The organism is Pseudoalteromonas piscicida (genome assembly GCF_000238315.3).
GTDB lineage: Bacteria > Pseudomonadota > Gammaproteobacteria > Enterobacterales > Alteromonadaceae > Pseudoalteromonas > Pseudoalteromonas piscicida.
This window is the reverse complement of record NZ_CP011924.1, coordinates 3,498,518-3,522,317: the sequence shown is the minus strand read 5'-3', so window position 1 is coordinate 3,522,317 and position 23,800 is coordinate 3,498,518. Positions and strand designations below refer to the sequence as shown.

The following is a 23,800-nucleotide window of genomic DNA, read 5'->3' as shown; positions in this document are numbered from 1 at the left end:
CTATTACAATTGGTATGAGTTTACTAAACTCAAGGTCAATCTCGACTGAATTCATTTTTATGATGTACTTTTTCACTTTCTGACAACTTTGCTACAGTTATAACTCTGAAAACCGTAAGGATATGTTGTGAAACTCGCACTTAGCACCCTCTTGCTTCTCTTTATCCACAAGGCGGCGTTCGCCTACCAAATCAATGTCAGTGAGCTGGTCGCTTATCAGCTTGGCCAACAGCAAATCGCGCAACTCATGCAAAAGATATACGCACCTTTGGATATCACCCCCACACTCGTCGTGTTACCCAGTGAGCGCGGATTAGAATATGTAGATCAAGGGTTTTATGATGCGGAAGCAGGACGCACTAGCGCTATTGCAAATGCCTATCCTAACTTACTGCAAATACCCGAACCACTTGTAACCGTGCAAATGGCGGTGTTTTGTCTCAAGAAGGAACATTGTACTTTGTCGACCCAGCAAGACTATGTGGTCATACAAGGAAGTTTAATAACGGAGCAAGTTTGTCAGCGTAAGAAGTTGACCTGTAATGCGGTTTCTAACGACGTTTCTGCGTTTCAAGCGCTTGAAAAAGGTCATGTAGAACAAATTTTAGCTGATGACTTATTTGCGCTTGGTGCGCTATGTCAGTCAGGACTCGCCGCGGTTTATGTGCGTAGGCTACGAGATGCGAGTTATCCTATTTATCACTATATCAATCGCAAACACCAAGACCTACTGCCGAAATTAACTGCGTCTATCAAGCAGCTAAATAGCAGTGGCGAGCGCGACATTATCTTTAGTAAACTCTTAGGTCACTTTGCCACTTGCCATGGCAAAGTGATTGAATTAGAAATGCATTAAGTTGAAATATCATCCATAGCAGATTCTATGATAGAGAATACCGCCCCTTGAGGGTCGGTTATCACGCTAAAGCGACCCACTTCTGGTATATCTGTCGGCGGTACACAAATTTCTCCGCCAAGCTTTTGGGCATATTCAGCTTTACTATCACAGTCCAATACCGCAATGTAAATCATCCAGTGCGGAGGAATGTCTTCACCCCACTCTGTCGTCATTTCTAACATGCCAGCGACGGGTTGCTCATTTACTTTGAATAAGGTGTAGTCCATATTTCCCATGTCTTTAACTTCGATTTGCCACCCAAATAATGCTGAATAAAAGTCACGACTTTTGGCGCTGTTTTTACTCACTAATTCAAACCAATAAGGGGTATTCGCTTCAAGGTGACGTTGCGTCCCAATATGACCACTCTCTTGCCATAACGCAAAAACCGCTCCACCAGGCTCCTTTAACATCACCATCCGCCCAGCCCCTGGGACATCGTGAGGGCCTGCAAGCACTTCAGCACCGAGTTCGTAGGCTTTGTTTAGACATTCATCGACATTGTCTACCGCCACATAAGCAAGCCAGTGACTAGGCATGCCTCCTTGTTGTTGCTCAGCGGTCATCTGATACATAGCAGCGACATCATCGGCTTCTTTTTGCAACATGGTGTAATAACAATCTTCACCAATGGGTTGGTCAAGAATTTGCCAATCAAATAGTTGGCTATAGAAGGGTTTTGCTGACTGCCAGTCGCTTGAACACAATTCAATCCAACAAAAATAACCGGGTCTAAATTCACTAATTATTGCCATGATAAGCACCAAACTCATTCAAGTGTATTGAATATAGCAGCAGTAGCCTAAAGCCGCCTGAGGCATTTACACAAATTTATAAGTGTGGGGGGGTTATTGTTGTGGAATTAAAAATTAACCTATAGAATTCCGTTCCGCCTTTGAAGACTAGGCGAAATAAAAATAACTATGAGGATGTAAAATGTTTAAAACAACTCTAGCTGCAGCAATCATCGTTGGCGCAATGACTGCCCCTCTAGCTGCACACGCTTCTGATTCTGTAAACCCTTGGCAAGAATGTGGTATCGGTGCAATCATATTCCCAGATAATGGTACTGCCGCTGCAATTTCGAATATCATTTGGGACCTTGGTACGACTGCTGTTTCTACAAAAATTTCATCTGTAGAATCTTGTGCTGGTCGTGAAGTTAAAACTGCAATGTTTATTCAGCAAACATTCCCTACACTTGAGCAAGAAATTGCGGAAGGTCAAGGTGAATACGTATCTGCGATGTTAGCAGTACGTGGCTGTGACGCAGCAGCAACAGCTGACATTGTAACCGCTATCAGAAATGACTACGCAGCGCAGCCTGCGAATAACGCTGAAGCACTATACAACATCGTAGAAACTCGCGTTTCGACTAGCTACTCAGCTCAGTGTAACGCAAGCTAAATAGTATAGGTGAGCACATCTAGTAGCGCAGCGCTCACTTTTTTGATGAAGACCGTTCTCAAATATTCAGCTTACAGCTTACTATTTTATAGTACAGCCACATTAAGCTTTGATACCAACGAGCTGGCCCAAAACACAACGTGGCAAAGACTTCTCCATCTAAAGAAGGATGGCCACAGTTTAATAAAATCAGCTTCTTTTTTTCTGTCTGATAACACCCAATTCTCACCAGCTAATGAACTTAGTGCAACTATTGTAGCTTTTCAACGAGAGCCTAGTTCACAGTGCCAATTCCCGGCTCGAGCAAAGTGGCTGAGATCCCAAGGCGTTCCCTTGCCAAACCCGCCAGCTTGCGTGGCTTTTGATGATTGGAAAAATGAAGGTAACTGGAGTTCTATCAGCTTAGTGTTTGCCTCCGGATACATGAGCAACCCAGCCTCGTTGTATGGGCATATGTTACTTAAAATCGGCTCTCAATCAGATCACAATATCCTGTTAGACCGGAGTGTCAATTATGGCGCAATCGTTCCAGAGGACGAAAATGGGTTAGTTTATATAGCTAAAGGGTTGTTTGGCGGCTACCAGGCTGGCTTTTCAGATCAGCGATTTTTTCATCACCACCACAACTACAGTGCGGACGAGCTGCGTGACCTTTGGGAGTACAAATTAAACTTAACACCAGATGAAGTCGAATTGATTATAAAACACCTTTGGGAGTTACTAAACGCTCAATTTGATTATTACTTTGCTGACGAAAATTGCGCATTTCATATCGCCCAACTTATCGAGCTTGTGCTTGATAAGCCATTAACGGCTGACCTACCACCTTGGGTGATACCTGTCACTATTTTTGATAGATTGAATCAAGCTAAGCACCAAGGTAATTCTTTAGTGTCAGCGATTCATTATATTCCCTCAACAAGCAGTAAGTTCTACAACCTATATGAAAAATTAAGTCCTGAGCTCAGATCGTTGGCAGTCCATCTTTATCACCATCAAAAAGACTTCAATAATGAAAAGTATCAACAGCTTCCAACTGAGCAAAAAGTAACATTACTTGAGGTATTGATGAGCTTTATACAGCTGCAACTTACCTTAGAAAGAGATGAGACGCGTAACAGTGAATTTAAACGTGTACTGCTAAAAGAGCGAATAAAGCTTCCAGCAGGCATCAGTAAGGCGAAATCTCTCTTGGCTATAACACCAAGTGACAAAGCACCACACTTGGCAACAAAACCGTCGAAAGTAAGCCTAGCCGTTCAATCACAGCCCGATTCCGAGTATACCGTGAGGTTTGGCTTTAGATTGACGTATTTTGATTCGCTTTCTCCAGACACCGCTAGAGTTAAATTTTCAAACTTAGAAATGCTGGATGTAGAACTTGCACTAGCTGATAACGACATTGATATTTACAAGTTTGACGTGCTGGATTTAGAGTCTTTTAATCCAAGCTATGCAAAAGGGTTTGATAACCAAAACTGGGCTTGGCGCCTACGCTTAGGCTATGAAAAGCAGCAGGCTTATTGTAATGATTGCGCTTTTTTTGGATTAAATACTGCTGCAGGCTACGCCCACCTGCTAAATGCTAGCAGCATCACATTTGCTCTCGCAACAATAGAAACTTTTTCTATAAATAACAATTACTATCTCAGCCCTGGCATTGAAGTTGGCTTACTTTCAAGGCTAAATAATTCTTTTGCATTAAGAACATCCATCGCGAAAAATACCCATCACGCAACACATATCAAACTTGAGCTCTCAAACCAGCTTTCGCCTCAATCCGATGTAAGATTTGGCTGGGACTATGCAGAAACATCCCGACTTTCATTACAATTAAATTACTACTGGGATTAAGGGCTCACTTCGGATGCCCATACTTAGGTGAGCGCACGCCATAAAGCAAACCATTGCTTGAGTCCGCTGATAATAATCTCTGTGATGCTTTCTGTGAAACTTCGAATCCTTTATCTGAAGTGCTTTCAATCACCTGATTAAGTACCGCGCCAATCAATGCGCCAGCCAAACTGTTATCACGGTCATCTCTGTCTTCACTACTTGACGCTTTTGACTTACCACGCCAAATTACTTGGCCAGTTTTTAAATCAACCAACCTTGCCGATAGTGCGACTGTAGTATCACTATCTAATACAACGTATGACGTACCATAATCTTGAATCTCTATGTATAAAGCAGCGTCGGCAGCAAAGATTTCATAGAGCTTGTCTATCGCAACATTGTGAACATCCTGAGCCACAGTTAAGCCGTTATTTTTAAAAGTCTCGTTTACCAAAGATACTGGAAAAACATAATAGCCAGAGTCTGCAAGTGGCTTTACAACCGTCGCCATAACCCCAAAAGGTGCAACAATTTCATTGGAGTTATTGATAGGCGGTAACACCAGTATCGACTTAGGATCGCTTTGGATAAAGGCACTATAATCCTGTTTAGGTGCTGTCGCACAGCCATTCAATAAGGCAAAAGTCAAAAGCACCAAGCTCGCTTTAATCCATTTCATCTTATTCTCCCTGTGCATTTTTTAGTAAAAAGTCGATATATTGTCGAGACTCAGGATATAGTTGTTTTTCCTGTTCAAAATACGCAAACCCTTTGCTGTCATCCCCTTGCATCAAATATAAGTAACCGAGATGCGCATACATGCCTGGTGCTGGACTGATCTGAGTTGCTTCGGCGCGCGCTATGCTTGACTCTAACTGACTGATCTGCTGCTCAAGCGACTGCCCATCACCTCGAAAGAACTCATAGAGATTACGTTCGTAAGAACCGTAATAATATTGTGGTGTCGTACTCTGACATCCAGACAATATCAATAGTAAAGTCGCCACAAATATCGTTTGCTTCATAATTTACCTGAGGTTTAGATTAGCTGTGGGGATTGTCTATAATGGCTTCCAATCGCCTTTCTCGATGCCGCTAACCAAGTTATTAACGGCCTCACGAATGGCTAAATCAAGTACCTTGCCGTTTAGCGTTGAGTCATACCCTGCAGTGCCACCAAAACCAACCACTTCGCGATTAGATAAGCTGTATTCTCCAGCACCTTGCACCGAGTAGACGACTTCTGAACTAGTCACATCAACGATATTCAGATTTACCTTAGCGTAAGCAATTTGCGATTTTCCTTTACCTAGGATGCCGAATAATTGTTTATCACCTACTTCTTTTCGGCCAAACTCAGAAACATCTCCCGTGATCACAAAGTTAGCACCCTTAATACTTTGTTTTGCGCCAGCAAATCCAGCTTCTTGGGCGATCTCTGTCATGTTTTCTCTATCTAAAACAATAAAGCGATTACTCTGCTGTAAATGGGTGGTCAGAATAGTTTTAGCCTGAGAGCCCAAGCGGTCCGGCCCAGAACTAAACACACCATTGTGAAAAGCTGAACGGTTTTGCAATTTACCAACCGCTAACTGACTTTTTGGCCCATTGTAAGCCTGATTATATGAGGCCACTTTTGGTGCTTCTACCGTTCTTGATGCTTCCGTTGCGCAACCCGCGGTTAATCCGACAAACGTCAATGCAATTACAGTGGCGAGCGGTTTATTCATTATCATTCTCCTAGAGTCATATGCGCCTTGCTGTGACGCGACGATTCGTTTTGTAAATAACAATGTAGATAAATTTAGCTGACTTTAGTGTTAATTTTTGTTTGGGAAAAATGCAATAACGCTACATCTAGATGGAATTTTAAAGATAGTGCAAAATCAAACCGAGTACAGCACCGGAAAAAGTAGTGCAAACGACTTTAGAAGCGGCCATCAATAAACAGGAAAACCCTCTGTAAGCAATGGCTTATGATTTTATAAGTTTATACTTTGCTTAGTGCTGCACAAAGCACCAAGCAAGATTACTGTTAAAAAGCGCCATACACTTTCCAACAAATTAGCGTTGACGCATCACGCCTTCTTGAATAGTCGACGCAACTAACTCACCTTGACGGTTGAAAAATTGACCTCGTACTAGGCCTCGGCCATTAGACGCGCTCGGACTATCAACGCTATATAAAATCCATTCATCCATTCTAAACGGACGATGGAACCACATCGCATGGTCAATTGTCGCGACTTGCATATTTGACTGCATAAACGACAAACCATGTGGTTGTAGTGCTGTTGGTAAAAATTCAAAATCTGAGGCATATGCCAGCAAATAGTTGTGGATCCTTCTGTCGTCCGGCATCTCACCATTGGCTTTAAACCAAACATTTCTCACCGGGTCCTGTTTTTTAGGTTTAAATGGATTTTGAAAGTTTACAGGGCGCATATCCAGCGGCATTTCTTGCGTAAATTTCGCTCGAAGTGATTCTGGAATGAGGTCCGCATGTTCTTGATAAAAGTGGAGTGATGACTTTAACGTTTCAGGCTCTGGCACATCCGGCATCAAAGATTGATGAGAAACGCCCGGCTCATCCCCTTGGAAAGAGGCAGTCATGTAAAATATCGGCTTACCATATTGAATGGCACTGATCCTACGAGTGCTAAAACTGCGACCATCACGAATGTTTTCGACATCGTAGACAATGGGTTTGCTCGCATCACCAGGACGCAAAAAGTAAGAATGCAGCGAGTTAACAAAGCGCCCTTCTGGTAAGGTGTATTTTGCTGCGGACAACGCTTGCCCCATCACCTGACCTCCAAACACTTGAGGAAAACCAAGGTCTTGGCTTTGACCTCGATATATCCCTTGCTCAATTTCTTCAAGGCTGAGTAAATCCAACAGATTTTGTAACACTTGACTCATGTTGCACTCCGAACGTCTAGTAGAACTGGCGATAGTCGTTATAATGAGATAATACTTTTATCAAATCCAAGTAAGACTCGGACTGATAGCAAACCAAGTACATTGCTCAAATGAGTATAATACATCATAACTCAAACTATTGGACTAACCCATATGGCTTATTGGCTGTTTAAAACAGAACCCGATGCATTTTCCATTGATGACTTAAAAAACGCGCCTGAGCAGCAAACTTTTTGGGAGGGAATTCGTAATTATCAGGCAAGAAACTTCCTGCGCGACGAGGTTAAGGTGGGTGACTCAGTGTTTATTTACCACTCAAGCTGTAAACTGCCTGCGGTTGTCGGTATTGCCAAAGTGGTGAAGGCAGCAGAGCCAGATCCACACCAATTTGACTTAAGCAGTGATTATTATGATGCCAAATCAAGCACCGATAACCCTCGCTGGGTAGGCGTCACGCTAGCATACGAGCAGCACCTACGCCCGGTGACCCTGCAGGCGATAAAAGCTAACACTGCGCTCACCGAGCTGGCTTTAAAAAAAGGGGGGCGATTATCCATCATGCCCATCATCGAACTTGAGTGGCAGGTTATTTTAGAGATGTCGGGGCAAAGCTAACGTTTTGCTTTGCCTTTTTGTCGCCCGTGCTTAGGCACTATGCTGATATATAGCAGCAAAGCGACCCAAGAAAACAGTAGCGTTCCTATCAGCCAGCCGTTTTTTTCATGCCCTTTGCTGCGCTTGCTTCCTGCAACCAAAGCGACAGGAAGTAAGTAAGCGCACACAACAGCAATCATCAAAAAGAGTTCTTCGAACATAGTGATGACCAGTCAACCTCTGATGCAAGCACTCGCTGTGGTGCAATATAGTGCAAAATATCTCCCCCTGTGATGTTGTAATCCAGAGGTGGGTTTAGATCCATATTTAGCGCATTTATATCGTGCGCAACACCGAGCAGCGTCGCATCATGATGCTGTTTAAAATAACCAAAAATATCACCAAAGGTTAAACAGCTTACCTCTGCAGGTAAGGCTAAGCTAAATTGCGTATCGCCGTGTAGCGTCGACAGCAATTCCTCTTGTACTCGGCTTGAGCCTGGGTCTTGCATGGCTCGCACTAAGATTTCCGCAGACATAGATGCTGAGCATTCAACATTTTTACAATGCTCTCTTAAAAGTAGTGCTTTGTTATCGTCCAAGAAGTGCGCGCTAATATGTGCTTCGGGTTTTACTACCCGACTAAGCTTTAGCGCGGTGGTAAATGTCTGGTTATCATCATCGCCATCAATGATGATTTTGTCAGCCCGCTCAATGTTAATCCGACTTAGCTGTTCGTCATCAGTAAAGCTGGTTAAACGCGCAAATGCGACTTCCGGATAACTCAACAGCGGATGCTCCATGGCCTCAGTGACGGCCAATACGATTTTTCTATCTTCGCGTTTATTGTCACCTAAAATGTAGTCCACCATTTTTTTCGTTCTCACATCATGCCAACCAAAAATTACGATGTGGTTTTGCAAATGTGCAAAGTCTTTTTCCCCTGTCATGCCTCTTCTCACCCAATACGTCACAAATTGTCCAGCTTTTCCCAATAACACACCAAATAGCGCAAGGCCAAATGGGATCTGTATAATGGCAACGACTAAACGGCCAAAATCCGTTGTTGCACTAAAGTCTCCGTAGCCAACTGTTGAAGTCGTCACTACGTAGTAATAAAAGAACGTGCTCAGTGGCAATAATGCCGATTCATTGCTGAGCCATAACAACCCCCAAGTCACCGACATATGAATGAGCGTTGCCATAAATAACAGTTGCCAGCTGGCCTTATCCACATGAGCCCGCATCAAAACAACTAAACGCTTAAAAATTATAGGCATATTGCTTCCCTATCAAATACATACTGCTACCTTACTGCAGATTTTAGCCAAAAAACAACACGACATATCGACTTCTTTGATATAGTCTTAGAAAAGGTTACAAGAAGTAATGAGGGGTTAACATGGCTGGCGTATTGGCCTCAGTAGATCAACGTACACAACTGGTGGGTGAAAACCGCCTTGAGTTGCTATTGTTTCATCTTCATAGCCGCCACTTTTTTGCGCTCAACGTCTTCAAGGTAAAAGAAGTTGTTAAGCTCCCTCATCTCAATAAAATGCCCAATGCACACCCTAAAGTATGTGGCGTAACCAATATTCGTGGCGAGTCTATTCCGGTTATCGATTTACGACAAGCGATATGCATGCCCCCATGCGACCGAGACAAAGACTGCAACCTTGTGATCACAGAATACAACCGCTCAGTGCAGGCCTTCTTAGTTGGTAAAGTTGACCAAATCGTCAATACTACGTGGTCCGATATTATGCCAACCCCTAAGTCTGTTGGCCGCAATCACTACCTCACCGCACTGACTAAAATCAAACGTGACGGCGTTGAACACATCGTTGAAATTATCGATGTAGAAAAAGTACTTGCCGAAATCGTTGAGTACAAAGTTGAGATCCCGCAGGACATTCTAGATAAAGATATCATCAACGAGTTTCATGGCCGCAAAATTCTACATGCCGATGACTCGCCGACCGCTCGTCGTCAAGTTGCCGATACCTTGGCACAATTAGGCATAGAAATCATCCCAGCAACTGACGGCCAAGAGGCGCTCAATGTGTTAAAGCACTGGGCCGACGAAGGTATCGACGTACAAAAAGAATTACTTGCGGTGATCACCGATGCAGAAATGCCAGTTATGGATGGTTATCGACTCACCTATGAAATTCGCAATGACAGTCGCCTGAAAGACCTTTATGTCATTCTCAATACCTCACTCAGTGGCAGCTTTAACAATGCCATGGTCGAAAAAGTGGGTTGTAATGCGTTTCTATCAAAATTCCAACCCGATTTATTGGTAACAGAGGTACAAAATCGGTTGAAGGACGTTTTGCAAAAATAAATATAAACACTGTATAAAAAACCAGTTTATGTTTCTTTATAAATCATAATGTTACCTTTACTCGGTTAGGTTTGCTTTGCGATATGCTGGGATTTACGGCAACGACTCGGTATACTTGCCATCATTTGAGCAAATAGGCAAAGCAATGGACGTATCAGAATTACTCGACGGCCTCAACGACAAACAGCGCGATGCAGTCGCCGCACCTCTGCAAAACATGTTAGTGCTCGCAGGTGCGGGGTCAGGTAAAACACGAGTACTGGTTCATCGTATTGCTTGGCTTATGCAAGTTGAGCACGCCTCTGCATTTAGTATTTTCGCGGTAACCTTTACCAATAAGGCAGCCAAAGAAATGCGTGCTCGTGTTGAAGCGACGCTCAATGGCCCTGTTGGTGGCATGTGGATAGGCACTTTCCACGGCCTAGCCCACCGCATGTTACGCGCCCATCACCGTGAAGCTAAATTACCAGAATCATTTCAAATTCTAGATAGCGATGATCAGCAACGAATGATCCGCCGTTTGCTCAAAGCCATGAATATCGATGAGAAAAAGTGGCCACCTAAGCAGTTAAGCTGGTACATCAGCGCGCGTAAAGACGAAGGATTAAGACCCAAAGATATTCAAGCATACGATGTCAATGAACAGCTGATGTTGAATGTATATAGTGCTTACCAAGATGCCTGTGATAGAGCCGGTCTTGTTGATTTTGCCGAGATCCTATTGCGCTGCTACGAGCTATTACAGCAACAACCTACCTTGCTACGTCACTATCAACAACGCTTCCGCCATATGCTAGTGGACGAGTTCCAAGATACCAACAGCATTCAATATTTGTGGTTGCGCCTGCTTGCAGGTAGTGACAACAATATCATGATCGTAGGGGATGACGACCAGAGTATTTACGGCTGGCGTGGTGCAAAAATAGAAAACATCAAACGTTTTCTGGACGACTTTAACGCCGAAACCATTCGCCTTGAACAAAATTATCGTTCTACCGCAACCATTCTAAAAGCATCCAACGCGCTCATTGAAAACAACGCGGAACGAATGGGTAAAAGTCTCTGGACTGACGGAAACCAAGGCGAGCCAATTTCAATTTATGCCGCTTTTAATGAACTTGATGAAGCACGCTTTGTGGTTGGCAAAATTAAATCTTGGCTACAGGCTGGCAATGCACTTAGCGACAGCGCCGTACTCTACAGAAACAACGCACAGTCCCGGGTGTTAGAAGAAGCCCTACTTCAAGAAGGGTTAAAATACCGTATTTATGGCGGTATGCGCTTCTTCGAACGCCAAGAGATTAAAGATGCCCTGTCTTACCTTCGTATAATCAGCAATCGCAATGACGACGCGGCATTTGAGCGTGTAATAAACACGCCTGCCCGTGGTATTGGTGATAAAACGTTAAGTCATATTCGCGACTGTGCGCGTCACGAATCACTCTCACTTTGGGATGCAGCCAAAGCTGTGCTTGCGCAAAAGCATTTAGCTGGAAGAGCTGCTACGGCGGTGACAAAATTTATTGAATTAGTCGAGCAGCTCGACGATAAAATTGCCGAGCTTGAACTGGTACAACAAGCGCAGACAGCCATTGAGCAGTCAGGTCTCATGGCAATGTATCAAGCCGAAAAAGGCGAAAAAGGCCGCGCTCGAGTGGAAAACTTGGAAGAATTGATCAGTGCTTGTGGTCAGTATGAGCTGCCTATCGATGAAGATTTTACTTCACCATTACAAGGCTTTTTAGCCTATACCTCTTTGGAGGCAGGCGAAGGCCAGGCTGACGAGCACGAAGACGCGGTACAAATGATGACGCTGCACTCGGCCAAAGGTCTCGAGTTTCCATTGGTCTTTATGGTTGGGGTCGAAGAGGGCATGTTCCCATCGCAGCAAAGTAATGAAGAGTCGGGCCGCTTGGAAGAAGAGCGCCGTTTGTGCTACGTCGGTATGACGCGTGCCATGGATAAGCTATACATTAGCCACGCAGAAAGTCGCCGCTTGTATGGTCAAGAAAAACATCACAGCCCTTCAAGGTTCTTACGTGAAATTCCTGAAGACTGCATGGAAGAAATCCGGATTAAAACGCAAATATCTCGTCCGGCTAACTCGGGCCGATTCAGTCCATCAATCAGTCACGCGACCTTTGAAGATAGCGGTTTTAATTTAGGCCAGCGTGTCCTCCATGCCAAATTTGGTGCAGGCACAGTGCTTAACTATGAAGGTGCGGGTGCTCAGTCACGCATCCAAGTTAGCTTTGATGATGTTGGTAGTAAGTGGTTAGTTACCGCCTATGCAAGACTTCAAGCACTCTAATCTGCAACTATTACGTTCTCAGCTTGCCGATGCCCGCCATCGGCAACTCTTGCTTATCACTGGCAGCCAAACTTGGTGTTACACGCAGTGCCAGCAGCTATTAGCAAACTCAAACGATAATCTAATCCTAAGTAGCAGTAAGACATTAGAAAATGCCGTTTGGCCCGAGCATTTACACCAAATACTCGGACAAGAATTTAGTAATCTAGTCTACGATGGCTTTAGCGGTATTGTGCCTAACAAAATCGCAGCTGCTGCGGGCACGGTAAAGGCAGGCGGCTTACTCCTACTGTTACTTCCCGAGTTAGATGAACTCGACCCCTGGCTAGACCCTGCAATTACCCGCTGGTGCTCAGAGGGGCAAACGCCCATACGTAGCTACTTTTTAAAAAGGTGGCAACAACTCTGGCAGCAACAACCAGCTTGGCATATCAGTGAGCACTTTGGGGTTCAACTGCCCTTAGCGTATCTTGCTGCAAGTTCGGCGGTTTGTGGTATTGAGGAGCAACAAAACGTACTGACACAACTCTCCACAGCATTGGAAAACCAGCAAACACCTGTATTACTAAGCGCTGACAGAGGCAGGGGAAAGAGTGCGCTATTAGGCCTCTTGGCATCAAAGCATCCTACGCAACAATTTGTTATTTGTAGCCGTCACCTTCATGCTCTGCATAGTTGCTTTAGCATGCTTGCTCAAGCACTCAATACCGAGGTTGATGTAAAAACGAAGAAGCTGGCTAATCTCAGCTATGTGGCACCAGATGCGTTACTACAACAAGCCTCTGCACTTGATAGCAATACGGTTATTTTGGTAGATGAGGCAGCCGCCCTGCCAGTTCCATTTTTAATACAAGTCGCTCAACTTGGCTTTCGCTGCATTTTTTCCAGCACCTTAGTTGGTTATGAGGGTAATGGTAGAGGCTACACCTTACGGTTTAAACGCTACTTAGAATCACATTACCCAAGTTATCTTGATTTCACCTTATCGACTCCTATTCGTTACGCATCGAATGATCCACTGGAGCAGCAGATCAGGGATTTATTTGTACTCGAGTGTAAAGCGACATCACCCATACTCACTTCCTCAACCACAATGCGTGCTATTTCCCAGAGTGAGTTGATAGAAAATAGCTCGTTACTTGAGCAAGTTTTTTCACTGCTCGTATTAGCCCATTATCAAACCAGCGTGGATGATTTAAGGCAATTATTAGATGCACCCGATCTGCATTTACGAGGTGCATTTTGCAATAACGAGCTAATAGGAATTTGCCTTGCTGTTATCGAAGGCGGACTCGCTTCAGATCTCGCAGAAGATATTCTAGCGGGAAAGCGAAGACCCGCAGGCCATCTCATGGCGCAGCAGCTAACAACAAGCTTTGGTGATAGCCAGTTTGTCACCGAAAAAAGCGTAAGGATCGTTAGAATAGCCGTGCACCCGGATGTACAACAGCAAGGGATTGGCCGCCGCCTACTGGCGTTCTTTGAAACCACATTACCAGAAGATATCTGTTACATAGGAACCAGTTTTGGCCTTACAGCGCCATTGCTTTCGTTTTGGTCACAACATCACTATCAGCCAATGAAACTGGGTTTTAAGCAAGATAAGGCCAGTGGTGAGTATGCGGTTTTGATGTTCAAAAAAGTCCGAGGCGACATAGGCAACACCTATACTCGAATATTTAAACAAGCTTTTTTCTATCAGTTACGCTCGCACTATCAACAACTAGATACTGAGGTGGTGAGCGCACTATTAGCGACCTTACCCTTTGAACATATAACTAATGAGCAGCTGGATTATTTGCACTATTTACGTAACAGCAATCCGGTTGAGCAACAAGTATGTCCTTTTATATGGCAGCTGATCACAACCGATCCTCGATTACTTAAAAACTTAACTAAAGTTTCCAAAGCATTAGTAATTCGTCTAATATTACAGCAACATTCGACCCAAGTCGTAATTAATCTGCTTGGATTATCTGGTAAAAAGGCCCTCACCACAACGCTAAGAGAGACAGTGCAGCAAGTATATGAGTATTTTCGGTGTTAAGTTTTTACTATTCGTTTTTGCTTCTGCTGTACTGAATTTTACAGTATCTGCTCAATCTGTGGTGAAAGTTGGCATGTCTACTGCCCTTTCAGGGCCCGCAAAAGAGATCGGTCAACAACTTAAAGCGGGTGCCGAACTACACTTTAACTTTTATAATCAGCACAAAGCGAATGGTGCTGCTGCGATTGAGTTGCAGGTATTGGATGATGGTTATGAGCCACACAAAACCGTAACCAATGCGCGTAAGCTCGTCTACGAAAATAAGGTCGATGCATTGTTTGGCGTCATGGGCACCCCCACATCTTATGCCATAAAGCCGATTTTAGAGCACTCTAAGGTTCCCTTTCTTATGCCATATACTGGCGCTGAGTTTCTTCAAGAGCCACATACATTTAATGTCTTCAACCTCCGCACTAGCTACAATAAAGAAGCACAAGATATCATCCGCTACTTTATTGATGAACAAAAGCTAAAGCGGGTGGGTTTACTCATTCAAGCCGATGAATTTGGTCTAACCGTAGAAAAAAGCCTTACTAGAGCGCTTGCGGAACGTGGATTAAAACCCGTTGTGATAACGCGTTTTAGACGTAATACCGATGATATTGAACGAGCCCTTGAACAAGCACAGCAGCATAAAATAGAAGGCTTCGCGATGGTAGGCACCTACACGCCACTGTCTAAGTTTATTAATCGTGCCATGGAGGTTGGCCTTGAAACACAATACGCAACGGTTTCATTTGCTTCCTCAAATGAGCTATTTGCTAGACTCAAAGGCAAACCCAAAGTTTTAGTCACCGAAGTTGTACCCGATCCTGCGATTTGCAAGGGCAAGCTTTGTGATACCTTTCGCGAGGCAGTTCGCAATACCACACTTTCCCATAACGAACAGGTTTTTGAGGGCTATCTCAATGCCTACTTATTGACGACTGCTATCCAGCAATGTGAGCTGCCCATTGATAGCGATTGTCTGCTAAACGCATTACAACAGGAGTTGGAGCATAACACCGTTATTCGAGAGGTATTTATGCTCCAACCAGCGCAAAAGAAATTGCCAGTTTACCGCTCCTTTTTCTAATAATGTTCTATGCTTAGTTGATACTGACCATATGCGAGGCTGACATGGATTTAATTAACTTTCGCGTCGGGAAAAAAACAATATCACTGCAAATCCTCGATATTCTATTAACTGAACGCTACGAAGAAAATTTAACCGATTTACCCAATGACAACCCCAGCTTTTTGGGTGTTAAAGATTACATGGGCGCACCTACCCCTATTTTTGATTTAGGGATCATATTGAACAAGTGCTCGTCTTACGAAACCAATCAAGAATTGGTCAGCATGCTAAAGCAGCGAGAGCAAGATCATAAAGAATGGCTTGTCGCACTCGAAGCAAGCATTTTTAACGATGTCCCCTTCACTAAAGCCAAAGATCCAAAACAATGTGCTTTCGGGCAGTGGTATTACGGCTTCAAAACTGACAATGACGACCTCAAAGCGCTTCTAAAACGCTTCGAAGAACCGCATGCAAAGCTACATTCATTAGCAGATAGGCTATTAGTGATGTGCGCACAGGGACACAAACAAGAGGCTATAGATGCGCTCGCTCGTGAAAAGAGCACCACTTTTAATAAACTCATGCGATTATTTGAATCCGCTCGTGATCAGATCATGCTCGACCATAAACCAATCATCGTCTTTACCACTCAAGATGGCCAAAGTCCGCATATCGGTTTGCTTGTCGATAAGGTAGAAGATAACGTTCACTGTGATGAAAGCGATATTAAATCACTGCAGGAAATGACCAGTATTGGTTTTGAAATAGATGCGCAAACCAAAAAATTGATGAAAGGCTTGGTCAAGATGGGAAAACGCCACAGCGTATTGATTGACCCTAGCGCCATTTTCCGCCCTGAGCATCTACAAAATTATGAGCCAGAAGAAACGGAAGAGTACGGCTTGTTTTAGAGTTAGTAAATGGAGCACAAAAAAACGCCGCAAAAATTGCGGCGTTTTTTGTATTCTAAGTAACCTGCCTTCGAGATAAGTTGTTATCTCAAGTCCAGGTCAATTATTATTTAGCTTGGCGGCTAGCGCGTTTACGCTCGCTTTCAGTCAATAATTTCTTACGAATACGGATGCTTTCAGGCGTTACTTCTACAAGCTCGTCGTCATCGATGAACTCAAGTGCTTGCTCTAAAGACATAACAACAGGTGGCACAAGGTTTTGTGCTTCATCAGTACCAGATGCACGTACGTTGGTTAACTGCTTACCTTTAAGCGCGTTTACCGTTAGGTCGTTATCACGGCTGTGAATACCAATAACCATACCTTCGTACACTTCAACACCGTGACCGATAAATAGGCGACCACGCTCTTGTAGGTTAAATAGTGCGTTTGTTAGCGCTTTACCTGCTGCGTTAGCGATTAGTACACCGTTCTTACGCTGACCGATGTTACCGCCTTTGTGTGGACCGTAATGTGAGAACGTGTGGTACATCAAACCAGAACCAGACGTTAACGTCATAAATTCAGTTTGGAAACCAATTAGACCACGTGCAGGCATCATGAAGTCCATACGCACACGGCCTTTGCCGTCTGGAGACATGTCAGTCATTTCTGCTTTACGCAGACCAAGCTGTTCCATGATAGAACCTTGGTGCTCGTCTTGACAGTCAATTGTCACTGTTTCGTACGGTTCTTCTAGCTGACCATCAACATGGCGCAAGATTACTTCTGGACGAGATACTGCAATCTCGTAGCCTTCACGACGCATGTTCTCGATAAGAATACCTAAGTGAAGTTCACCACGACCAGATACACGGAAGCTATCTGGGTTATCTGTTTCTTCAACGCGTAATGCAACGTTGTGCACAAGCTCTGCTTCTAGACGCTCAAGGATATTACGAGAAGTTACGTATTTACCTTCTTGGCCTGAGAATGGTGACGTGTTTACAGAGAAAGTCATTGTTACTGTTGGTTCATCAACAGATAGTGGTGGTAGTGCTTCAACATTATTCTGACAACAGATAGTGTCAGAGATCTTCAGCTCACCAAGACCTGTGATTGCGATGATATCACCCGCCGTTGCTAGCTCAACTTCGTGACGGTCAAGACCTAAGTAACCAAGTACTTGGCCAACTTTACCGTTACGCGTCTTACCATCAGCACCCACGATAGTCACTTGTTGGTTAGGTTTAACTGAACCACGCGTGACACGGCCAACACCGATAACACCAACATATGAGTTGTAATCAAGCTGAGAAATTTGCATCTGGAACGGACCTTCAGGATCCGCGTTAGGCGCTTCAACTTCGTCTACGATAGCTTGGAACATTGGTTCCATGTTGTCAGACGGCTCATCTAGGTCAAGTGTCGCCCAGCCGTTGATTGCTGATGCGTAGATCACTTTAAAGTCTAGCTGTTCGTCAGTTGCACCTAAGTTATCAAATAGATCGAAAACTTGGTCCATTACCCAATCAGGACGAGCGCCCGGCTTGTCAATTTTGTTGATTACAACAATTGGCTTAAGACCCTGAGCAAACGCCTTTTGCGTTACGAAACGCGTTTGTGGCATCGGACCTTCTTGTGCATCAACTAGTAGTAATACTGAGTCAGCCATCGAAAGAACACGTTCTACTTCACCACCAAAATCGGCGTGTCCCGGAGTATCTACGATATTGATACGGTAGTCGTTCCACTTGATTGCGGTATTTTTTGCAAGGATGGTGATACCACGCTCTCTTTCAAGATCGTTTGAGTCCATCACTCGCTCTTCATTACCACCGCGCTGCTGTAGTGTACCTGATTGCTCAAGTAGCTTGTCTACAAGCGTTGTTTTACCGTGGTCTACGTGCGCGATAATCGCGATATTTCTTAACTTTTCGATGCTCATATTATTACTCAGTGAAGTTGGCCCTCAGTGATCCTAGTCGATCTACGCAAAAATGCGCGTTGAGATTGCCCGATTGAGAATTAAAGGTCGCGTATTATCTACTATTAATGTGACAGATGAAAGTTTATCCAACATTTTTTTCAATAATCCTGAGCGGTGCGCGCATAAATCAACACCCAGTGTGGCTTCTGCACGGTCTTATGCAGCTAGAGTCCATTTATGGTCTTTTATCGTCCGATTATGGACTGAACACTTGTAAATGAAATACAAATATTATTAATATCAATAAGGTAAGTTTGGCATAGGCGTTGCTATTTCCCTATAGAGGAGAATAACTATCACAACATACCAATACACAATGTGAGCGGATTTGGAGTAAATATGGTAACGCATTCACTTAAAATGGCCTGGCAAAAACTTCGCTGCCATATCAGTTACACCCTAACAATAACAATTACCCTAGCGCTGACACTCGGTGCGCTAGTGGCAATGTATAACCTAAACTACCAATTGCTCGCAGCTCCGCTCCCATACCCAGATGCAGAACGCTTGGTATTAATGCGTGGCGCGTTAGTAGATGACAATAATGAAGTGAAGCAACGCAATTTTATTCCTCATGCAGGCAGTATAGAGGCGTATGACAAGCAAGCACAATTTTCCGATATCGAAGTGATGGCCATTCAGAATATCAGTATTGATGTTGAACAAAGTTTACCGAGCAGCCCAACATTTAATACTGGCGCGATCACCCCTGAGTTTATGTCGATACTCAATGTACCACTGGCACTGGGACGGTACTTTTCAGTAGATGAAGGGATGGATAGCCAACAACCTGTCGCGATCGTTTCGTACCAAGTGTGGCAACGTTATTTCGGCGGAAATACAAACGTTTTAGACCAAACATTGGTATTTAAGGGGGTGAGTTTCAAAATTGTTGGCGTCACCGACGAGCGATTCATTGAACCGATATTATCCACACCTAACTGGCACACCGATGTATGGATCAGTTATGACTATAATGATTCTCCAACGCCAACATGGCAAAGGAATAATATCCAGACATATCAATTGCTAAAGTTGCATGATGTGCAACATGCACGTCGCGCAAAGCTTTCTCTCGAAAACTGGCTTAATGAACAACTACAACAACAAACCGCAGGCGAGCAAACTTTCGCTAATAGTAAAGTACAACTCGAATTTGTACCGATAAAAACGCGCATTATTGGTGAAGCATCACAAGTGAGTATAATGATGCTACTCGGAAGCACAGTATTACTATTAATCGCATTAAGTAATATTTGTAATTTAGTGCTTTCTCGTGCCGCCGAGCAACAAAAAAGCTTTGCCGTTCAGGCTGCCTTAGGTGCCAAGCCTAATCATCTATTTTTTCACATTACGATAGAGTTGGGGCTGTTATTTATCAGCGCAGCAGCATTATCGCTTTTAATCGCTGAGGGGATCATAGGGCTACTAAAATCAGGGATTGTCGGCCCGCTCGCTCGGTTACAAGAGCTACAACTCGAAGCGCATACTATTGCTTTCGCCTTTACCGTCAGTACCTTATTATGTTTATTACTTTCTTGGATAGTAAGCCGTCAACTTAACTACCGTCATATTATTCAACAGCTGCAAAGCAGTGGTAAAGGCACTGGCGTTCAGATTTCCGCGATGACCCGCACTTTATTAATATCATTCCAATTATTTGTTTGCCTGTCACTGCTCACTATTTGTCTTGGGATATTCCAAACAAGCTGGCAAAACTTGCAGCGTGATACAGGGATACGAGAACACAATACCTATCAAGTAGCACTAAACTTAGGTACTTTGCTACAGCAGATGAGCCGCGAGGAGCGTTCACAACTGCTTTTATCTGCCGTTGACTCGTTAGCAAAGTTACCGCAGGTAACCAAAGTAGGCATTGGCGGCTATCCCCCTTTTTCCTATTGGCTGCCGGGCTTTTCAAATCGTCAAATGCAATTTGAACCGGGTATAGAAAAAAACACGTTTGAATATCAAAGTACAGCTGGTACTTGGCCATACTTTGACACCTTTGGGGCAAAACTTATCGACGGTAGGGCTTTTACTCATGAAGAAGCCATTAATAATGCCCCGTTGTCATTGTCAATCAAACCCTAGCTGCGCAATTACGCCAGCAAGGACAAGTATTGGGCGCTAAACTATATCCCCGAAATGGCCAACAAAGCGTTGAGGTGATTGGTGTTGTAGAGGATATTTATCTTCCCAAACAATCTAATATTGCAAGGGTTTTTATCCCCTCAGTGCCAACTGGTTACCCCTTTGTGTTAATTGAAACTCAAGCACATGCCGCAATTAGTCGAGCGGAAATAAATCAGGCACTCACAGGTATCCACCCGCAAATGCGCGTCTATAACTTTCAGTCCACGACCATGCTTTTAGCTACGCACTTACAGCAAGCTCGTGTCATTAGCATGTTCACTTTGATGCTATCGATATTTGCACTTGCGCTTGCGGCACTTGGTATTTACGGTGTATGTAAGTACAGCGTAGCGTTACGTCGGTTTGAGTTAGGCGTGAGAATGTCAGTTGGTGCAACACCGGTTGCCGTATTTAAACTGGTATTACAAGATAATTTGCGCCCCGTTATTGCAGCAGCGTGCGCTTCTATCTTGGTGTTATTGAGTATTTCGATACTTCAAGACACGCTTGTACCTATTACAATAGATAGCGCTATCCACTGGTTAATTTCACTAGCCACTGTTATCACCTTAGTCACAGGTGTTACGCTACTATCTTCAAGAAATATTATTGCCCGCCCCGCATTAAATGCACTTCGCGGAGGGTAATGTAGTGACTGGGATGATAATAATAAATCAAGGAAGCTTACTGTGAGTGCTAAACCACAAATATTGCTAATAGAAGACAACAGAGAAGTAAGATTAGCTGCGCGATTTGTATTGGAAGATTTAGGTCTAGCCGTCGAAGAAGTCGAAAATCCAGTGCAAGCACTCAGCCTTCTTGAACAGCACCAGCCTAGCTTGATCCTACTCGATATGAACTTTGAGTTAGACTCTACATCGGGGCAAGAGGGACTCAGGTTTCTACGACAGCAACAGCAACTTGGCAATACCACCCCTATTGTCGCTATGACGGCATGGTCACATACTGAGCTTGTAGTTCAAGCCATGCAACTGGGCGCGGCAGATTTTCTCGAAAAGCCATGGAAAAACCAGCGCTTTGAACAAGTTATTAGAGGCCAGTTACAACTCAATAAACTAAAAAATAAAAGCCAATCTTTTCAGCATGCGCTCGCTGGAGATGCTAAACCTGTGTTATGGCGCAGCAAAGCCATGCAACACCTGATGACGCAATTAGAAGTCATGGCTCCCACGGATGCCAATATTCTGTTAACCGGAGAGAATGGAGTTGGCAAAAGCTTAATAGCCCAGTGGATACATCAACACTCGCTGCGTGCAGCGCAGCCATTTATTTCCGTTAACATGGCAACCATCCCTGAGCAACTGTTTGAGAGTGAGCTTTTTGGTCATACCAAAGGCGCATTTACTGACGCCAAATCAGACCGTGCAGGACGGTTTAAATTAGCGGATCTTGGTACCTTATTTTTGGATGAAATCGGCACTCTCCCGCTTGCACAACAAAGTAAGTTGCTGCGGGTGCTAGAGTCTCGAGAATATGAAGCAGTCGGCTCAAGCGTCACTGAAGTCGCTGACGTGAGGCTCATCAGTGCAACGAATGCAAAATTAGAGCAGTTAATCGCTCAAGCAGAATTTCGCCAAGATCTTTTCTACCGCATCAATACCTTTACAATCGAAATCCCCCCCTTGCGAACACGTCCTGAAGACATTGAATTATTAGCGGAGCACTTTATCAAAACCCATGGTCAGCGGTATGGAAAAACACAATGTTGGCTTACACCCACAGCGCTAAATCAGCTAAAACTTTACGATTGGCCAGGTAATACCAGAGAACTTGGGCACTTGCTCGAACGCGCCGTGCTACTAACACAAACGGGTGAAATCGGCCCCGAGCACTTACATATGAGCACGCCTTCACAGCCAAGTGCGAATAATTCCATGTCGCTGCCACTCATCACATTGGAGCAAGCAGAACAACAACTGATTACTCAAGCTTTGACTAATACGGCAGGAAACAAACAACAAGCTGCTGAGTTACTGGGGATCACTAAGCAATCACTCTACCGACGCCTTGAAAAATATGCACTTATTTAAAGAACCCTTGGCGCGCTATTTCGTAGGTAAGTTTTTGCTACTCATCGCCATTGAAATTGCGGGAGTGTGTGTCGTCAGTTGGCAAATGGGGATTCGCATACCTATTTCCATGCCTCTACCTACCTTACTCTTAATCGTTGGCCTGATTGCCTGCCAAGGATTATTACTAAAACAGCTTTACAATCGCTGTAAGCTATCGTTTGAACGCTGTGGTTACCAAGCCGAAGCGTGGCTTAAGCGCGACTTTAGCCTAAAAGCCAAATCGACATTTTCTTCGGGCGTTGTCGCCCAGCTGCACAATCAGCTGAATGCGCTCTCCGATATGCTACAAAGTGAAAAAACCGATGAAGATATGCAATCTTTCCTCGTTGCTGAACTGATCAGTGTGTTAAATACCCCGATGCTTATTTTCGACCAACGTATGCAACTGTGCTTTGGCAATGACGCCTGCTTTCAACTATTTCAAAGGCCATGGCAAACCCTACGATATAGCCACCCAGAGGCGATAGGGTTAACTCCTTCTCCACAGTGGCATTTTATCGATATACAGAACAACAAGCGCTGGCAAGTTAGACACAGCACCTTTACTCAGCAGAGTCAGTCATATCATCTTGTCGTCTGTATCGATATTCAGCAAGCACTGCGCGATCAGGAGCTTCAAGCTTGGCAACGCTTGATCCGAGTGATTAGCCATGAAATAAGAAATTCCCTCACCCCAGTGTCCGCCATACTGGAACGCCTACAAACTCGCGCAAAAGACCCAAGGGATCACGAAGCATTTAATATCGTACTTGAGCGGTGCTTCCATTTGCAGGATTTTATCCATAAGTACAGCCAGCTCAACCAACCAATAAAAGTAGAGATAAAACGTCTGTCGGGGTTAGAAGTAAGCAAAACCGTTCAAGGCCTTTTCACCGATGTAGCGTGGCAAATTGAACTTTCTCCGGTCTACTTCCATGTTGATCCGACCTTATTTAATCAAGTGCTAATCAATATCATCAAGAACGCCATAGAAGCGAGCCCCGCGGGCTCTGTGATTACACTGAAGCTATATACCAAAGACAATATTGCTATCTTGGAGGTGCTTGATGAAGGTACCGGCGTTGCCAACCACGACAACTTATTTGTACCATTTTACTCCACCAAACAAACGGGGGAAGGTATTGGCCTATACCTTAGCCGCTATTTTGTCGAGCAAATGTCTGGCTCCATTAGCCTAACCAATCGTCAGGTTAAACAGGGAGCGATTTGCCAACTCGCCTTTCCTGTGCCACTAAACTGACCCAATATGCTCAGTCCAGTTTTTGAATTCTCA

At 44.1% G+C, this 23,800-nt stretch carries 21 protein-coding genes; 13 read left to right on the top strand and 8 right to left on the bottom strand.

Going from position 1 to position 23,800, the window contains the following annotated elements:
* Positions 1 to 127: 127 nt before the first annotated feature.
* Positions 128 to 856: a type 2 periplasmic-binding domain-containing protein gene (locus PPIS_RS16020; protein ID WP_010374497.1), complete on the top strand. Its 729-nt coding sequence runs from the start codon at positions 128 to 130 to the stop codon at positions 854 to 856.
* On the opposite strand, the gene PPIS_RS16015 is transcribed toward PPIS_RS16020, so the two are convergent.
* The gene (locus PPIS_RS16015; RefSeq protein WP_010374495.1) at positions 853 to 1,653 is read right to left on the bottom strand and encodes a VOC family protein; all 801 of its coding nucleotides are present in this window, start codon (positions 1,651 to 1,653) and stop codon (positions 853 to 855) included. The genes PPIS_RS16020 and PPIS_RS16015 overlap by 4 nt on opposite strands.
* A gap of 181 nt (positions 1,654 to 1,834) precedes the next feature.
* Between PPIS_RS16015 and PPIS_RS16010 the strand changes: the two genes are divergently transcribed.
* Both PPIS_RS16010 and PPIS_RS16005 read left to right on the top strand, forming a co-directional pair.
* Positions 1,835 to 2,305, top strand: coding sequence for a DUF3015 family protein (locus tag PPIS_RS16010; RefSeq protein WP_010374493.1), 471 nt, complete (start codon positions 1,835 to 1,837; stop codon positions 2,303 to 2,305).
* Between the two features lie 45 nt (positions 2,306 to 2,350).
* Positions 2,351 to 4,159 (top strand): Lnb N-terminal periplasmic domain-containing protein, encoded by a 1,809-nt coding sequence (locus PPIS_RS16005; RefSeq protein WP_010374491.1) that lies wholly within the window; start codon positions 2,351 to 2,353, stop codon positions 4,157 to 4,159.
* A 4-nt stretch (positions 4,160 to 4,163) separates the two neighbouring features.
* Here the strand turns inward: PPIS_RS16005 and PPIS_RS16000 are convergent, their stop codons facing one another.
* The 4 genes from PPIS_RS16000 to tesB all read right to left on the bottom strand — a co-directional run bounded on the left by PPIS_RS16000 (position 4,164) and on the right by tesB (position 7,063).
* Positions 4,164 to 4,820, bottom strand: coding sequence for a DUF799 domain-containing protein (locus tag PPIS_RS16000; RefSeq protein ID WP_010374489.1), 657 nt, complete (start codon positions 4,818 to 4,820; stop codon positions 4,164 to 4,166).
* 1 nt (position 4,821) lies between these two features.
* On the bottom strand, positions 4,822 to 5,166 hold the full coding sequence (locus PPIS_RS15995) for a DUF4810 domain-containing protein (RefSeq protein WP_010374488.1): 345 nt from the start codon (positions 5,164 to 5,166) through the stop codon (positions 4,822 to 4,824).
* A gap of 36 nt (positions 5,167 to 5,202) precedes the next feature.
* A complete protein-coding gene (locus tag PPIS_RS15990; protein ID WP_010374486.1) occupies positions 5,203 to 5,871 on the bottom strand; it encodes a CsgG/HfaB family protein in 669 nt (222 codons plus the stop codon).
* Positions 5,872 to 6,205: 334 nt separating this feature from the next.
* Complete coding sequence (gene tesB, locus PPIS_RS15985) at positions 6,206 to 7,063, bottom strand: acyl-CoA thioesterase II (RefSeq protein WP_010374484.1); 858 nt, start codon at positions 7,061 to 7,063, stop codon at positions 6,206 to 6,208.
* 153 nt (positions 7,064 to 7,216) lie between these two features.
* Here tesB and PPIS_RS15980 point away from each other — a divergent pair, with 153 nt between their 5' ends.
* A complete protein-coding gene (locus tag PPIS_RS15980) occupies positions 7,217 to 7,678 on the top strand; it encodes an EVE domain-containing protein (protein ID WP_010374483.1) in 462 nt (153 codons plus the stop codon).
* On the opposite strand, the gene PPIS_RS15975 is transcribed toward PPIS_RS15980, so the two are convergent.
* Entirely contained in the window at positions 7,675 to 7,857 is a 183-nt protein-coding gene (locus PPIS_RS15975) for a hypothetical protein (RefSeq protein WP_010374482.1), read from the bottom strand. The genes PPIS_RS15980 and PPIS_RS15975 overlap by 4 nt on opposite strands.
* Entirely contained in the window at positions 7,857 to 8,936 is a 1,080-nt protein-coding gene (locus tag PPIS_RS15970; protein WP_010374481.1) for a potassium channel family protein, read from the bottom strand. The genes PPIS_RS15975 and PPIS_RS15970 overlap by 1 nt, the downstream gene beginning before the upstream one ends.
* 122 nt (positions 8,937 to 9,058) lie before the next feature.
* Between PPIS_RS15970 and PPIS_RS15965 the strand changes: the two genes are divergently transcribed.
* The 5 genes from PPIS_RS15965 (at position 9,059) to PPIS_RS15945 (ending at position 16,329) form a co-directional block, all read left to right on the top strand.
* Complete coding sequence (locus PPIS_RS15965; RefSeq protein ID WP_010374479.1) at positions 9,059 to 10,003, top strand: chemotaxis protein CheV; 945 nt, start codon at positions 9,059 to 9,061, stop codon at positions 10,001 to 10,003.
* A 145-nt stretch (positions 10,004 to 10,148) separates the two neighbouring features.
* A complete protein-coding gene (gene uvrD / locus PPIS_RS15960) occupies positions 10,149 to 12,314 on the top strand; it encodes a DNA helicase II (RefSeq protein WP_010374477.1) in 2,166 nt (721 codons plus the stop codon).
* Complete coding sequence (locus PPIS_RS15955) at positions 12,292 to 14,361, top strand: GNAT family N-acetyltransferase (protein WP_010374475.1); 2,070 nt, start codon at positions 12,292 to 12,294, stop codon at positions 14,359 to 14,361. Before uvrD ends, PPIS_RS15955 begins: the two co-directional genes overlap by 23 nt.
* Positions 14,342 to 15,436: an ABC transporter substrate-binding protein gene (locus PPIS_RS15950; protein WP_010374474.1), complete on the top strand. Its 1,095-nt coding sequence runs from the start codon at positions 14,342 to 14,344 to the stop codon at positions 15,434 to 15,436. Before PPIS_RS15955 ends, PPIS_RS15950 begins: the two co-directional genes overlap by 20 nt.
* A 44-nt stretch (positions 15,437 to 15,480) precedes the next feature.
* A complete protein-coding gene (locus tag PPIS_RS15945) occupies positions 15,481 to 16,329 on the top strand; it encodes a CZB domain-containing protein (protein ID WP_010374472.1) in 849 nt (282 codons plus the stop codon).
* 106 nt (positions 16,330 to 16,435) lie between these two features.
* Here PPIS_RS15945 and typA read toward each other — a convergent pair whose 3' ends face one another.
* Positions 16,436 to 18,256, bottom strand: a complete 1,821-nt coding sequence (gene typA / locus PPIS_RS15940; protein WP_010374470.1) for a translational GTPase TypA — start codon at positions 18,254 to 18,256, stop codon at positions 16,436 to 16,438.
* 381 nt (positions 18,257 to 18,637) lie between these two features.
* On the opposite strand from typA, the gene PPIS_RS15935 reads away from it, so the two are divergent.
* Genes PPIS_RS15935 through PPIS_RS15920 form a run of 4 tightly spaced genes read left to right on the top strand, consistent with a single transcriptional unit; the run spans position 18,638 to position 23,767 of the window.
* Positions 18,638 to 20,392 (top strand): ABC transporter permease, encoded by a 1,755-nt coding sequence (locus tag PPIS_RS15935; protein ID WP_010374468.1) that lies wholly within the window; start codon positions 18,638 to 18,640, stop codon positions 20,390 to 20,392.
* A 29-nt stretch (positions 20,393 to 20,421) separates the two neighbouring features.
* Positions 20,422 to 21,081 (top strand): FtsX-like permease family protein, encoded by a 660-nt coding sequence (locus PPIS_RS15930; protein WP_010374467.1) that lies wholly within the window; start codon positions 20,422 to 20,424, stop codon positions 21,079 to 21,081.
* A gap of 42 nt (positions 21,082 to 21,123) precedes the next feature.
* The gene (locus PPIS_RS15925; protein ID WP_010374463.1) at positions 21,124 to 22,485 is read left to right on the top strand and encodes a sigma-54-dependent transcriptional regulator; all 1,362 of its coding nucleotides are present in this window, start codon (positions 21,124 to 21,126) and stop codon (positions 22,483 to 22,485) included.
* The gene (locus PPIS_RS15920; RefSeq protein WP_019647420.1) at positions 22,472 to 23,767 is read left to right on the top strand and encodes a sensor histidine kinase; all 1,296 of its coding nucleotides are present in this window, start codon (positions 22,472 to 22,474) and stop codon (positions 23,765 to 23,767) included. Before PPIS_RS15925 ends, PPIS_RS15920 begins: the two co-directional genes overlap by 14 nt.
* The last annotated feature ends 33 nt before the right edge of the window (positions 23,768 to 23,800 follow it).

Bases quoted from the DNA above. Each gene is read 5' to 3' on its own strand.
- PPIS_RS16015 (WP_010374495.1), bottom strand. From the start codon at position 1,653: ATGGCAATAATTAGTGAATTTAGACCCGGTTATTTTTGTTGGATTGAA.
- PPIS_RS16010 (WP_010374493.1), top strand. From the start codon at position 1,835: ATGTTTAAAACAACTCTAGCTGCAGCAATCATCGTTGGCGCAATGACT.
- PPIS_RS16005 (WP_010374491.1), top strand. From the start codon at position 2,351: ATGAAGACCGTTCTCAAATATTCAGCTTACAGCTTACTATTTTATAGT.
- PPIS_RS16000 (WP_010374489.1), bottom strand. From the start codon at position 4,820: ATGAAATGGATTAAAGCGAGCTTGGTGCTTTTGACTTTTGCCTTATTG.
- PPIS_RS15995 (WP_010374488.1), bottom strand. From the start codon at position 5,166: ATGAAGCAAACGATATTTGTGGCGACTTTACTATTGATATTGTCTGGA.
- PPIS_RS15990 (WP_010374486.1), bottom strand. From the start codon at position 5,871: ATGAATAAACCGCTCGCCACTGTAATTGCATTGACGTTTGTCGGATTA.
- tesB (WP_010374484.1), bottom strand. From the start codon at position 7,063: ATGAGTCAAGTGTTACAAAATCTGTTGGATTTACTCAGCCTTGAAGAA.
- PPIS_RS15980 (WP_010374483.1), top strand. From the start codon at position 7,217: ATGGCTTATTGGCTGTTTAAAACAGAACCCGATGCATTTTCCATTGAT.
- PPIS_RS15975 (WP_010374482.1), bottom strand. From the start codon at position 7,857: ATGATTGCTGTTGTGTGCGCTTACTTACTTCCTGTCGCTTTGGTTGCA.
- PPIS_RS15970 (WP_010374481.1), bottom strand. From the start codon at position 8,936: ATGCCTATAATTTTTAAGCGTTTAGTTGTTTTGATGCGGGCTCATGTG.
- PPIS_RS15965 (WP_010374479.1), top strand. From the start codon at position 9,059: ATGGCTGGCGTATTGGCCTCAGTAGATCAACGTACACAACTGGTGGGT.
- uvrD (WP_010374477.1), top strand. From the start codon at position 10,149: ATGGACGTATCAGAATTACTCGACGGCCTCAACGACAAACAGCGCGAT.
- PPIS_RS15955 (WP_010374475.1), top strand. From the start codon at position 12,292: ATGCAAGACTTCAAGCACTCTAATCTGCAACTATTACGTTCTCAGCTT.
- PPIS_RS15950 (WP_010374474.1), top strand. From the start codon at position 14,342: ATGAGTATTTTCGGTGTTAAGTTTTTACTATTCGTTTTTGCTTCTGCT.
- PPIS_RS15945 (WP_010374472.1), top strand. From the start codon at position 15,481: ATGGATTTAATTAACTTTCGCGTCGGGAAAAAAACAATATCACTGCAA.
- typA (WP_010374470.1), bottom strand. From the start codon at position 18,256: ATGAGCATCGAAAAGTTAAGAAATATCGCGATTATCGCGCACGTAGAC.
- PPIS_RS15935 (WP_010374468.1), top strand. From the start codon at position 18,638: ATGGTAACGCATTCACTTAAAATGGCCTGGCAAAAACTTCGCTGCCAT.
- PPIS_RS15920 (WP_019647420.1), top strand. From the start codon at position 22,472: ATGCACTTATTTAAAGAACCCTTGGCGCGCTATTTCGTAGGTAAGTTT.